Source organism: Mediterraneibacter massiliensis (genome assembly GCF_001487105.1).
Classification (GTDB): domain Bacteria; phylum Bacillota; class Clostridia; order Lachnospirales; family Lachnospiraceae; genus Mediterraneibacter; species Mediterraneibacter massiliensis.
Map to the genome: position 1 here is coordinate 54,465 of NZ_LN913000.1, position 12,132 is coordinate 66,596.

Consider the following 12,132-nt stretch of genomic DNA (forward strand, 5'->3'; position numbering starts at 1 on the left):
GAAGGGGGCGTCTGTATGGAAGAACAACGGATCATGAAAGCACATAAATTGATCATAAATAACCGAAAAACCAGTATGGTGACAGGAGTACTGGATGTCCTTTCATTTGATTTGAACGAGATATTGCTGGAGACAGAGATGGGAATGCTAATGGTAAAAGGAACAGACCTGCATGTGAACCGGCTGAGCGTAGAAAAGGGAGAGGTGGATCTGTCCGGGAATATTGACAGTGTCGCGTATTCCAATGCAAATCAGGCGAGCAGACAGAATGAGAACTTTTTTGCAAAATTGTTTAAGTAGGTGAGCACCTATGATGCTGGGAATAGAGACAGAAGCAATGATCTTTCTTTTTGCCGGATTGTCTGGAATCACGGTGATGCTTGTGTATGATATACTTGTGTTATTCCGCAAACTGATCCGGCACAGGTATTGGGCAGTCAGTGTGGAGGATTTCCTTTTTTGGTTTTTTGTCAGTATTTATCTTTTTTATCAGATGTATAGGACAACGTATGGCAGTATACGCTGGTTCTTTATTTTAGGGATCGTGTCAGGATGTCTGTTTGTATATTTTTTTCGTATGTTTTTAAAAAAAATATGGATGAAAGAACAGAAAAATCTTGAAAAGTATAAAAAAAACAGATAGAATATTTTTTATAACAAGGGGAAAATATTTTTAAATAGGGTGAGTATAAATGACGAAAAAGAAAAGCGGAAAAGTGGACAGGCAGCGTTCCAAGAAGATGTCACAGCTTCGCCATCATAAGAGAAGTATGATCGGGATCGGTTTTATTCTTTTGCTTTTAGCAGGGGTACTGACAGTCAATTCTTTCATGCTGCAGGCGAAAAATAAAGAATACAAATCGCAGGAAGCGGAATTGGAAGCAGAGATCCAAAAGGAAAAGGAACGTTCCGAGGAAATTGAAGATTACGAAGAATACGTGAAGTCAGACGAATATATAAAAGAGACGGCGGAAGAAAAATTGGGGCTTGTCGACCCTGATGAAGTGATTTTTAAGCCGGCGGAATAAGAACAAGTACGAAAGAAAACTCCAGGAGAAATTCTCCTGGAGTTTTTGCGTGCATGTGCAGGCGACAGGCCAAGAGGAAGGAGTATGAATACAATGAATGAAGGACAAGTATTACATAACAGCCCGTATGTTGCCCAGATAGAGAAATTTGCGGATTCTTTGAAACAGCTGTCTCGTACTTTTCTGGAACTGGAAGAAAAAAAGCAGGCATTTTCCAATGAAGAGATCGAGGATATGTTTCAGCGGGTAAAAGAAAAAGTATGCGGAAACTGTGAAAAATGCAGTTGGTGCTGGGGAGAAAATTTTGTACATACCTATCAGATGGGATATGAAATTTTATCTGCAATAGATCATTATGGCAATGAGATGAATATGGAAACAAAAAGAAAACTACAGCAGAAATGTATCATGGCACCCAGGTTCCTGCGGGAGATGCTGGAGGCATTTCATGATGCTAGACAGAATATGATCTGGGTCAATCGAATGGCAAGAAGCAGAGAAGGATGTGCGATCCAGATGGATACATTTGCGGATATGATACGCGTGACGGCGAAAGAGCTGGAAGACAGTATGTTTACGGATGAACGGTTGGAAAAGAAGATCAGTTCCGGATTAAAGAAAAGGGGGATCCGTGTATTATATACGCATTTTTTTATGAACCGGGAAGGAAAATATGAGATACACGTTACTGCGAGAGCTGTACAGAATCGTTGTGTCACACAGAGAGAACTAGTAAAAGGCGTGTCAGATATATTGGGAAGAAGATTTATTTTGGAAGAAAACAGTGGGCAGATGCTCGGAAAAGAATATGCCACAGTCGTCTGTATAGAAGGCCCGGCCTATTATATCATGCACGGAGTAGCTCGGATCGGCAAAGGATGCAGTCAAGTGTCAGGGGACAATTTTATGATGGTGGAACTGCCGGGAGGAAAACTGGCAGCAGCGCTCTCTGATGGAATGGGTTCCGGTGAGAAGGCATGCAGGGAAAGCACGCTGGTGATAGAATTGCTGGAGGAATTGTTGGAAGCAGGGTTTCCGGAGAAAACAGCGATCCAGATGATCAATACGACTTTGGTGATGGGCAGAGAGGAGATACAGTATTCGACGATCGATATGAGCGTGTTTGATCTGTACACAGGGGAATGCGAGCTGATCAAGGCGGGCGCGTCTTCCACATTTATCAAGAAAGGAGACGTGGTGGAGCATCTAAGTTCTACCAGTCTGCCGATCGGAGTCCTTCATTCGATTGAGATCGACACTGTAAAGAGAAAATTACAGGCAGGGGATTTTGTTATTATGGTGACAGACGGAGTACTGGATGCGCTTCCGGTGGGGGAACAGGATATTCTTCTGGAGACGATCATACAGGGCAGCGCGATCGTGAATCCCAAAGAAATGGCTCATCATGTACTGGAGCAGGTTTTAAATTGGACGGGAGAGGCGCCGACAGATGATATGACTGTGCTGGCGATTGGGTTATGGGAATGCTAAGGCAGAGATTCTTGCAATTTTGTCATAGATTGAGTATAGTTTACATATGATGAAAAAAATACAAGAGTTTATTCAAAAATATCATATGATACAGGAAAAAGATGTGGTGGTCACAGGCGTATCGGGCGGCGCGGATTCGGTATGCCTGCTTTTCGCGCTTTTAGAGCTGAAGCAGACATTGGACTTTCAGATCGTGGCATGTCATGTCAATCATCAGCTCCGTGGGGAAAGCGCAGATGCAGACGAAGCTTTTGTGAGACAGTTGTGCCGGGAGAAAGGAGTTCCCCTCAGAGTTTTTCGGGAAAATGTAGAATTAATCGCAGCAAAAAGGAAACAATCTCTTGAGGAAGCAGGACGCACAGTACGCCGAGAAGCCTTTTGGAAAGTATGTCAAGAGGTCGGCGGCACAAAGATCGCGACAGCGCATCATCGGAATGACAATGCGGAAACGATGCTTATGAATCTGGCAAGAGGGAGTGGGCTAAAAGGGATGCGTGGGATATGCCCGGTAAATGAGATTTTTATAAGACCACTGCTCTGCCTAGAGCGAGCGGAAATTGAACAATGGCTTGCCGGTCAGAGGCTCTCCTTTTGCACAGATGAGACAAATGATGAGGATGCATATACAAGAAACCGTATACGGCATAAGATCATACCGGAGCTTGAAAAAGGGGTCAATGCCTGTGCTGTCCGGCATATATGTGAAGCTTCCGTGCAGATACAGGAGGTATGGGAATATCTGGAAGAGCAGACGGAGAGGGCGTACTGCGATTGTATACGGCGTCAGGAAGAAGGTATTTTGATCTGCAAAGAAAAATGGGAAGCTCTGTCCGCCGTTATCCAAAAGCTTCTGGTGAAAAAAGTGATGGAACGCACAGCAGATTCGTGTCGGGATATTACTTCTGTCCATATTGAGGCAGTGCAGGATCTGCTTGCCGGTCAAGTGGGAAGACAGATCGATCTTCCCTACCACATAACCGCACGCCGTGTTTATCCGGGTGTTCTTATCAGACAGAAAAAGTCCGGTAAGGACAATACAGGAACAAAGGCATACAAAAAAGAACTATGCATACCGGGGGAGACGGAAATAGCAGAGCGAAGATTAAAAGTTTCATGTAGGATTTTTAGGAAAGAAGCGGATTTTTCTTTCTCTTCTATACCACAAAAAGGCTACACTAAATGGTTTGATTATGCTATAATTAAAAATAGGCTGCTTATCAGAACTCGTGAACCTGGAGATAGGATCGCGATTGACAAAAAGGGCAGCACACAGAAGTTGAAGAAGTATTTGATCAATGAAAAGATCCCGGAAGAAAAGAGAGGAACTCTTTTATTTATAGCAGATGGACAGCAGGTCATATGGATACCGGGAATGCGGCAAAGTCAGGTTTATCAAGTGACAGAAGAGACAAAACAAATATTAGAAATAAAAATAACGGAGGAAAAAGCAGATGTCAGAGACAATTCGAGTATTAATATCTGAGGAAGAAATAGAGGATAGAGTCCAGACATTGGGAAGACAGATCAGTGAAGATTATGCGGGAAAACAGGTGCATTTAATCTGCATCTTAAAAGGCGGCGCTTTCTTTATGTGTGAACTGGCAAAGAGAATCACAGTGCCGGTTTCTATGGATTTTATGAGTGTTGGAAGTTATGGAGACGGTACGGCGTCGAGTGGAGTTGTGCGTATCGCGAAAGACCTGGATGAGGCGATCGAAGGAAAGGACGTCCTGATCGTAGAAGATATTATCGATTCAGGCCGTACTTTGTACTATCTGATCGATGTTTTAAAACACAGAAATCCGAAAAGTGTGCGTTTATGCACCTTGTTGGATAAGCCGGACCGCAGAGTGAAAGATGTAAAAGTGGATTATGTCGGGTTTGAGATACCAGATGAATTTGTGGTAGGATATGGTCTGGACTATGCCCAGAAATATAGAAATCTGCCCTATGTAGGTGTGGTAGAAGGCGTAGAATAAACAGGAAGGAGACAAAACGGATTGAACAATAAGAAATACAGGGGCGTAAGCGGAGTTACGGTCATGACGTTTGCCCTTATCGTCGTGCTTGCATTTTGGTTGATGAACCGTATGCAGATGCATCAGCAGGAGCTGACTTACACCCAGTTTGAACAGGAAGTAGAAGACAAAAATGTGACAGATGCTGTGATCGGCCAAAATAAGGCTGTTCCTACAGGTTCTGTAACAGTCACTTTAAAAAATGAAGACAATGCCAGGACAGTGTATGTGTCGGATGTAAAAGAAGTACAAAAACTTCTGGAAAAATACGGCGTGGATTATAAAATGTCTAATGTGCAGCAGGATTCTGTTATGACGACAGTCATGCTGCCGCTTTTGATCACATTTGCGGGGATCGCGCTGATCTTTTTCCTTATGAATCGGCAGGGCGGCGGCGCTAATGCCAAGGCGATGAATTTTGGGAAAAGCCGTGCAAAAATGAGCACGCAAAGCGATATAAAAGTGACCTTTGCAAATGTGGCAGGTCTCAAAGAGGAAAAAGAAGAACTAGAAGAAATTGTCGATTTTTTGAAAGCGCCTAAGAAATATATCCAGGTCGGGGCGAGAATCCCCAAAGGCGTCTTGTTAGAAGGACCTCCGGGAACGGGAAAGACACTTCTGGCAAAAGCAGTTGCCGGAGAGGCGGGAGTACCGTTTTTTAGTATTTCCGGTTCGGATTTTGTAGAAATGTTTGTAGGTGTGGGAGCTTCCCGTGTCCGTGATCTATTCCAGGATGCAAAGAAAAATGCCCCCTGCATCATTTTCATTGATGAGATCGATGCCGTTGCGAGAAGGCGTGGAAGTGGTCTGGGCGGCGGACATGATGAAAGGGAGCAGACATTGAACCAGCTGCTTGTGGAGATGGATGGTTTTGGTGTAAATGAAGGAATCATCGTAATGGCAGCGACGAACCGCAAGGATATCTTGGATCCGGCGATATTAAGACCGGGTCGGTTTGACAGAAACGTGATCGTGGGTCGTCCGGATGTTGGAGGACGCGAAGAAATCTTAAAGGTGCATGCAAAGAATAAACCCCTGGGGGATGATGTGGATCTGAAACAGATCGCGCAGACAACAGCAGGTTTTACCGGTGCTGATCTGGAAAACCTTTTAAATGAAGCGGCGATACTGGCAGCAAAAGAAAACAGAGTATATCTCCAGCAGTCAGATATCCGCCATGCATTTGTAAAAGTAGGGATCGGGCCGGAGAAGAAGAGCCGTATCGTCTCTGAAAAAGAACGCCGTATTACAGCGTATCATGAGGCAGGGCACGCCATCTTATTCCATGTACTTCCAGATGTGGGGCCGGTGTACAGTGTATCCATCGTTCCTACAGGGGGAGCAGGCGGTTATACGATGCCGCTTCCTGAACGGGATGATATGTTTAATACAAAGGGGCATATGCTGCAGGAGATCACGGTATCTCTCGGCGGCCGTGTGGCGGAAGAAGAGATTTTTGATGATATTACAACAGGGGCTTCACAGGATATTAAGCAGGCAACAGCGATAGCCAAATCTATGATCACAAAATTTGGTATGTCAGAGCGTCTGGGACTTATCAACTATGATAATGACAGCGACGAGGTATTTATAGGAAGAGATTTCGGTCATACTTCCAGAGGATATGGAGAAAAGATCGCAGGTACGATAGATGAAGAAGTAAAGCGTATCATTGACGAGTGCTATATAAAAGCAAGAGCGCTGCTTAAAGAATATCATGCGGTATTAGAAGCTTGCGCACAGCTGTTGCTGGAAAAAGAGAAAATCACAAGAAGCGAGTTTGAAGCGCTTTTTGAAGAAGATAAGCTGGAAAATAAACCACAGCTTTCCGGCGGGGAATCCTAAGAGCGATTCCCTTGTGCCGGATGAGGAGGTTTGTATATGAACAAGGACGCACTATTTAGCGACGGCACATCAGGATATGTATGCCCTGCCCAGCCGGCTGAAAATGAGAAAGTCAGGCTTCGTTTCAGGACAGCCAAAAATGATGTGGATGAAGTGCGTATTCTGTTGAAAACCGGGAAAGATATTATGCGGAAAGTGTGTACAAAAGGAAGCTTTGACTATTATGAGATAGAATGTCAGCTTACAAAAGAACCTTTCCGCTATTCTTTTGAAATCCAGAAAGAAAATAGCGTCTGTTATTATAATCGGTGCGGTGTGTCAGAGGAAATAAAACCGTTTTATGATTTTGCCATCGTTCCAGGTTTTCAGACGCCGGATTGGGCAAAAGGCGCTGTAATGTACCAGATATTTGTCGATCGGTTTTATAATGGGGATACGTCGAATGATGTAGAAGACAGAGAATATATCTATATAGGGGAACCGTGCGGGAAAGTATGCGATTGGAACCAGCCGCCGCAGGCAATGGATATTCGTCGTTTTTATGGCGGCGATCTGGCAGGGGTTCTGGAAAAATTAGATTATCTGCAGGAATTGGGAGTAGAAGTGATCTACTTTAATCCGCTGTTTGTTTCTCCGTCTAATCATAAATATGACATTCAGGATTACGATTATATCGATCCACATTATGGAAAGATTGCAGAGGACGGCGGCGAAGTACTTTCAGAAGACAGCTGTGATAATCTGCGGGCGACAAAATATCAGGTCCGTACAGGAAAAAAGGAAAATTTAGAGGCAAGCAATGCTCTGTTTGCAAGGCTTGTGGAGGAAATGCACCGGCGTGGGATGCGTGTGATCTTAGACGGTGTGTTTAATCATTGCGGTTCTTTTAATAAGTGGATGGACAGAGAGAGGATCTACGAACAGCAGCCGGAATATCCAAAGGGGGCTTATGTGGATGCGAACAGCCCGTATCGTAAATTTTTTCATTTTTTTGATGAAAGAGACAGTGCATGGCCATATAACGAGAAGTATGACGGCTGGTGGGGGCATGAGACATTACCGAAACTGAATTATGAAGACTCACCGGAGTTGGAGCAATATATTATAGAGGTAGGAAAAAAGTGGGTCTCTCCGCCCTATAATGTGGATGGGTGGCGTCTGGACGTAGCAGCAGATCTAGGTTACAGTAATGAGTTTAATCATATGTTTTGGAAGCGGTTCAGAAAAGAAATCAAAAGCGTGAATCCGGAAGCTCTGATTCTAGCAGAGCATTATGGCGATCCGGCAGAATGGCTGCAGGGAGATGAGTGGGACAGTGTGATGAACTATGACGCTTTTATGGAACCGGTCACGTGGTTTCTGACTGGTATGGAAAAGCACAGCGATGAGAGAAGGATGGATCTGTGGGGCAATGCAGACAATTTTGTCAACACAATGAATCACTTTATGGCCTGCATGCTGACCCCTTCCCTCCAGGTAGCCATGAACCAACTTTCCAATCATGATCATTCTCGTTTTTTAACGCGGACGAACCATATCGTAGGAAGAGTAGAGAACCTGGGGACAAAGGCGGCAGAAGAAGGAATCAATACAGCTGTTATGCGCGAGGCAGTCGTCGTGCAGATGACCTGGCCTGGAGCTCCTGCCGTTTATTATGGAGATGAGGCAGGTGTCTGCGGCTTTACAGATCCGGACAATAGGCGAACCTATCCATGGGGGCATGAAGATAAGGAATTGATCGCTTTCCATAAAGAGATGATAGGTATACACAAAGAAGAAAAACCACTGCGCACAGGCTCTTTGAAGATGTTGTATTGGGGAAAAAATATTCTTGCTTACGGAAGGTTTCAGGAAGAGGAGCAGATTATTGTTGTATTGAATAACAGTAAAGAGTTAAAGGAGGTAACTGTGCCGGTATGGCAGGCAGAAGTTCCGGAAAAGGGCAGAATGATCCGTCTCGTGTATTCATATGAGGAAGGATATACAACGGAACAAGATGAATATATTGTGGAAAATGGCGAAATCGTACTGAATATGGGACGTCACTCCGCAATTGTGCTGAAGCCTTTGCATTTACAAAAAGCAGAGGGAGATTTTTGATATAGATTTTATTATATAAAACTGGACTGTATAAATATGATAGAACTGGTTATTTTGATATAACCAGTTCTATGTTATTATAACAGAAAATGCATAGTCGGATACAGAGTTGATTGCTGTGACGATGAAAGAGTCAGGAGATAAAATATGACAAAAAAGATAGCGGTTATTAATGATTTATCGGGATTTGGAAAATGCTCTCTTACAGCGGCGATCTCGGTGATCGCGGCAATGGGAGTACAGCCATGTCCTCTGCCTACGGCGGTTTTAAGCGCGCAGACAGGATATGACAGTTATTTCCTAGATGATTATACAGACAAAATGGAACCCTTTTTTCGAGAATGGGAGAAGATGGGGGCTGCCTTTGACGGTATCTATACCGGCTTTATGGCAGGAAGCAGACAGATAGAGCAGGTATTTGCCTTTTTAGACATATTTTATAAAAGAGATACATTTTTGCTAGTCGATCCGGTTATGGGAGATAATGGGAAGCAATATGCTATTTTTACGCCGGAGCTTTTGCGTCTTATGAAGCAATTAGTTTTACGGGCAGATATCATTACACCGAATCTGACAGAACTTTGTCTTTTGACGGATACAGATCACCGTATGATAGAAAATATGACAGAAGAAAGGCATTTGTTGACAGTTATTTCTCAAATGGCGCGAAATATCATGCAAAAAGGACCGAAGATGGTGATAGTGACGGGAATACAATTTTTGGATGAAGCGGACGGAAAGGAGAAAATGGGCAATCTGTCTGTCACAAAAACAGAGGAACATCTCTGTGCATTTCCGTATATAGGAGGCAGTTATTCCGGAACGGGTGATATTTTTGCTTCCGCAGTGGCAGCAGGGACTGCGAAGAAAGAAGAAATCACATCTGTAATGGAAAAGGTGGGAGCAATGATCGAATGTGCCATGCGGGATGCTGTACAGGAACAGATTCCGAGAAATGATGGTATAGAATATGAAAAATATCTTTGGATGCTGAAAGGAGAACAAGAATGAAATCTAATACTTCAAAAATCGTAACTACCGGTCTTTTTGCGGCGATGATCACGGTGATGACAGCGTATATTTGCCATATACCATATGGGGCAAACGGGGGATATATCCATTTCGGAGACACATTGATCTATCTGGCGGCAGTATTTCTGCCAAGACCATATGCCCTTGCCGCGGCGGCGATCGGAGGAGGTATGGCGGATATTCTGACAGCGCCTATGTGGGCGCCGGCGACTATTGTGATCAAGATGCTGATCACCCTTCCTTTTACAAGCAGACAGGAGAAAATCCTGACGGCCAAAAATATAGCGGCTCCTTTTATTGCACTGCCGATCTCAGCCGCAGGCTATTATCTGGCTGAGGGAATTTTATTTGGTTCTTTTATTGCTCCGATTGCATCGCTTACGGGCAGCCTGATCCAGTCGGGAGGAAGTGCCTTGATTTTCTTTGTGCTCGCCTCAGCACTGGATAAAGCTCACGTAAAAGGGAAAACAAGACAGATGCTACATTTACAGGACTGACAGGAAACAGCATGAGGAGGATTAAATAAGATGGCAGATATATTATATACATATAAAGAAAATGTCTATGTAAATTTGACAAATAAATGTGACTGCAGCTGCAAATTTTGTATTCGCAGCCATCGGGACAAAGTAGGAGATGCAGATACACTGTGGCATGAGAAAGATCCTACATTGGAGGAAGTGATTTCTGCGATAGACGCATTTGATTTCAGCGGATATAAAGGATTGGTTTACTGCGGATATGGAGAACCCACCTGTGCGTTGGAAAATCTTCTGCATTCTGCAAAATACGCAAAGGAAAAATATGGGCTTAAGATACGGGTGAATACAAACGGACTTGCAAATCTATATTATGGAAGAGACATCATATCAGAACTGGCAGGAATTGTTGACAGTGTATCTATCAGTTTGAATGCCCCAGATAAAGAAAAATATATGGATGTTACAAGACCCCAGTTTGAAAATGCGTTTGAGGGTATGCTGAAATTTGCGGAAGAATGCAAAGAATATGTGCCGGAAGTCAAATTTACGGTAGTAGATGTACTCTCGGAAGAAGAAATCCAAAAAAGCAGAGAATTGGCAGAAAAAATAGGGGTCGATCTGCGTATCAGGAAGTTTGTATAAAAATATAAATAAGGAAGAATAAAAGTTAGAGCTGGTATAGGAGAAAATCTCCTACACCAGCTCACTTTTATGCCGCCTCAGATAGTGCCCATCGCCTTTTTTTCCTAGAAATTGGTTATTCTTTACGATAGTATTCCCCCGGAGCATGACAAGTTCTATATCGCCTTTGACCTTCCAGCCTTCGTAACAGGTATAATCTCCGGCTCCGTGCATATCTGCCTGGGTAAGGATACGTTCTTTGGACGGATCCAGAATCACGATGTCTGCGTCTGATCCGGGCAGCAGAGTTCCTTTTTGCGGATATAGGCCATACAAGCGGCTTGGATTGGTGCACAGATATTTTACCATCTGTGGCAGTGTGATGCGCTTTTTCAGGACACCTTCGGAAAACAGGATGCGGAGGCGTTCTTCTACGCCAGGCGCTCCGTTGGGACAAGCGGTAAAATCATCTGCTCCAGCCTGTTTTTCTCTAGAGAACAAGAAAGGACAGTGATCGGTCGCCACGACGTCGAGTACATCGTCGTGAAGCGCCTGCCACAGAGCCTGTGTATCTTCTTCCTTTCTAAGAGGCGGGGACATGATGGCTTTGAGCCCTTCTTGATCGTCCTGATAGAGTGCGTCGGTTAAGGTAAGGTATTGCGGGCACGTTTCCACTGCAAAATGCTTTTGCTGGGCAGCCTTTGCCTTTTGAATTTCTAAAAGTCCCTCTTTGCTGGACAGATGTACGATATAGACAGGTGCGTCCCCGGCCATTGCCGCTAAGTGCAGCATACGGTTTACAGCCTCGGCTTCACAGCGCGCCGGACGGCTTAAAGGATGGTATTTCGGCTGTGTGCAGCCTTGTTCTATGTAAGAGCGTCGGAGATGATTTACGACGCCGTCATTTTCACAATGTACGGCAATGACGATGTCCTCCTTTTTCGCTTGTTTTAGCACCTGGTATATTTCGTCATCTTTCAGCATAAAATCGTAGGTCATATAGATTTTAAAGCTGGTGATCCCTTCGTTGTCAGCGATTTCTTTCATTTCTTTTAGAACAGAGGGATCCACATGCTGTATAACGCCGTGAAAACCGTAGTCCACGACGGCTTTGTTATCAGCCAGGCGGTGATATTCTTCTACCTGATGCCAGAGACTGCATCCTTGCGGACCGAACGCCATGTGATCGACGATCGAGGTCGTACCGCCGCACGCGGCTGCTACAGTTCCGCTGAAAAAGTCATCTACAGCACGGTATTTCCCTGCCTGCAGATCCATATGAGTGTGTACATCTACAGCGCCCGGGATCACATATTTTCCGGAGGCATCTAGTATTTCGGCGTCCGGGGCGGACAGAGATTCTCCGATTTCCCGGATGATACCGTCTTCTATCAGAATATCACTTTGAAATATATGAGAGTCTGTCGCGATGGTTCCGTTTTTGATTATTTTTTTCATATTGCGTCTCCTTTCAACAGATTACTTTAGAAATATCATACCATTTTTCGGATATAT

The 12,132-nt window shown here is 44.2% G+C and carries 12 protein-coding genes; 11 read left to right on the forward strand and 1 reads right to left on the reverse strand.

The window, feature by feature from the left end; all coding sequences use genetic code 11:
• Window positions 1–15: 15 nt before the first annotated feature.
• The 11 genes from yabP to BN3282_RS01175 all read left to right on the forward strand — a co-directional run bounded on the left by yabP (window position 16) and on the right by BN3282_RS01175 (window position 10,638).
• On the forward strand, window positions 16–300 hold the full coding sequence (yabP, locus tag BN3282_RS01125) for a sporulation protein YabP (protein ID WP_059066318.1): 285 nt from the start codon (window positions 16–18) through the stop codon (window positions 298–300).
• Window positions 301–310: 10 nt separating this feature from the next.
• Entirely contained in the window at window positions 311–643 is a 333-nt protein-coding gene (gene yabQ / locus BN3282_RS01130; RefSeq protein WP_059066319.1) for a spore cortex biosynthesis protein YabQ, read from the forward strand.
• A 49-nt stretch (window positions 644–692) separates the two neighbouring features.
• Window positions 693–1,028 carry an FtsB family cell division protein gene (locus BN3282_RS01135; RefSeq protein WP_059066320.1) on the forward strand — a complete coding sequence of 112 codons (336 nt, stop codon included), beginning with the start codon at window positions 693–695 and terminating at the stop codon, window positions 1,026–1,028.
• A gap of 93 nt (window positions 1,029–1,121) precedes the next feature.
• On the forward strand, window positions 1,122–2,519 hold the full coding sequence (locus BN3282_RS01140; RefSeq protein ID WP_059066849.1) for a SpoIIE family protein phosphatase: 1,398 nt from the start codon (window positions 1,122–1,124) through the stop codon (window positions 2,517–2,519).
• Between the two features lie 46 nt (window positions 2,520–2,565).
• Entirely contained in the window at window positions 2,566–4,002 is a 1,437-nt protein-coding gene (gene tilS / locus BN3282_RS01145; RefSeq protein ID WP_059066321.1) for a tRNA lysidine(34) synthetase TilS, read from the forward strand.
• Window positions 3,971–4,498, forward strand: coding sequence for a hypoxanthine phosphoribosyltransferase (gene hpt / locus BN3282_RS01150; RefSeq protein ID WP_059066850.1), 528 nt, complete (start codon window positions 3,971–3,973; stop codon window positions 4,496–4,498). Before tilS ends, hpt begins: the two co-directional genes overlap by 32 nt.
• Before the next feature lie 63 nt (window positions 4,499–4,561).
• Window positions 4,562–6,382 carry an ATP-dependent zinc metalloprotease FtsH gene (gene ftsH, locus BN3282_RS01155; RefSeq protein ID WP_205408515.1) on the forward strand — a complete coding sequence of 607 codons (1,821 nt, stop codon included), beginning with the start codon at window positions 4,562–4,564 and terminating at the stop codon, window positions 6,380–6,382.
• A 36-nt stretch (window positions 6,383–6,418) separates the two neighbouring features.
• Window positions 6,419–8,482 (forward strand): glycoside hydrolase family 13 protein, encoded by a 2,064-nt coding sequence (locus BN3282_RS01160; protein WP_059066323.1) that lies wholly within the window; start codon window positions 6,419–6,421, stop codon window positions 8,480–8,482.
• Between the two features lie 147 nt (window positions 8,483–8,629).
• Complete coding sequence (locus BN3282_RS01165; RefSeq protein ID WP_059066324.1) at window positions 8,630–9,493, forward strand: pyridoxamine kinase; 864 nt, start codon at window positions 8,630–8,632, stop codon at window positions 9,491–9,493.
• Entirely contained in the window at window positions 9,490–10,011 is a 522-nt protein-coding gene (locus tag BN3282_RS01170; RefSeq protein WP_059066325.1) for a TIGR04002 family protein, read from the forward strand. Before BN3282_RS01165 ends, BN3282_RS01170 begins: the two co-directional genes overlap by 4 nt.
• A 30-nt stretch (window positions 10,012–10,041) precedes the next feature.
• The gene (locus BN3282_RS01175) at window positions 10,042–10,638 is read left to right on the forward strand and encodes a TIGR04100 family radical SAM protein (RefSeq protein WP_059066326.1); all 597 of its coding nucleotides are present in this window, start codon (window positions 10,042–10,044) and stop codon (window positions 10,636–10,638) included.
• Window positions 10,639–10,689: 51 nt separating this feature from the next.
• Here the strand turns inward: BN3282_RS01175 and hydA are convergent, their stop codons facing one another.
• Window positions 10,690–12,075 (reverse strand): dihydropyrimidinase, encoded by a 1,386-nt coding sequence (gene hydA / locus BN3282_RS01180; protein ID WP_059066327.1) that lies wholly within the window; start codon window positions 12,073–12,075, stop codon window positions 10,690–10,692.
• Between the last annotated feature and the right edge of the window lie 57 nt (window positions 12,076–12,132).

Coding starts and splice junctions, on each gene's coding strand:
- yabP (WP_059066318.1), top strand. CDS start 16: ATGGAAGAACAACGGATCATGAAAGCACATAAATTGATCATAAATAAC.
- yabQ (WP_059066319.1), top strand. CDS start 311: ATGATGCTGGGAATAGAGACAGAAGCAATGATCTTTCTTTTTGCCGGA.
- BN3282_RS01135 (WP_059066320.1), top strand. CDS start 693: ATGACGAAAAAGAAAAGCGGAAAAGTGGACAGGCAGCGTTCCAAGAAG.
- BN3282_RS01140 (WP_059066849.1), top strand. CDS start 1,122: ATGAATGAAGGACAAGTATTACATAACAGCCCGTATGTTGCCCAGATA.
- tilS (WP_059066321.1), top strand. CDS start 2,566: ATGATGAAAAAAATACAAGAGTTTATTCAAAAATATCATATGATACAG.
- hpt (WP_059066850.1), top strand. CDS start 3,971: ATGTCAGAGACAATTCGAGTATTAATATCTGAGGAAGAAATAGAGGAT.
- ftsH (WP_205408515.1), top strand. CDS start 4,562: ATGACGTTTGCCCTTATCGTCGTGCTTGCATTTTGGTTGATGAACCGT.
- BN3282_RS01160 (WP_059066323.1), top strand. CDS start 6,419: ATGAACAAGGACGCACTATTTAGCGACGGCACATCAGGATATGTATGC.
- BN3282_RS01165 (WP_059066324.1), top strand. CDS start 8,630: ATGACAAAAAAGATAGCGGTTATTAATGATTTATCGGGATTTGGAAAA.
- BN3282_RS01170 (WP_059066325.1), top strand. CDS start 9,490: ATGAAATCTAATACTTCAAAAATCGTAACTACCGGTCTTTTTGCGGCG.
- BN3282_RS01175 (WP_059066326.1), top strand. CDS start 10,042: ATGGCAGATATATTATATACATATAAAGAAAATGTCTATGTAAATTTG.
- hydA (WP_059066327.1), bottom strand. CDS start 12,075: ATGAAAAAAATAATCAAAAACGGAACCATCGCGACAGACTCTCATATA.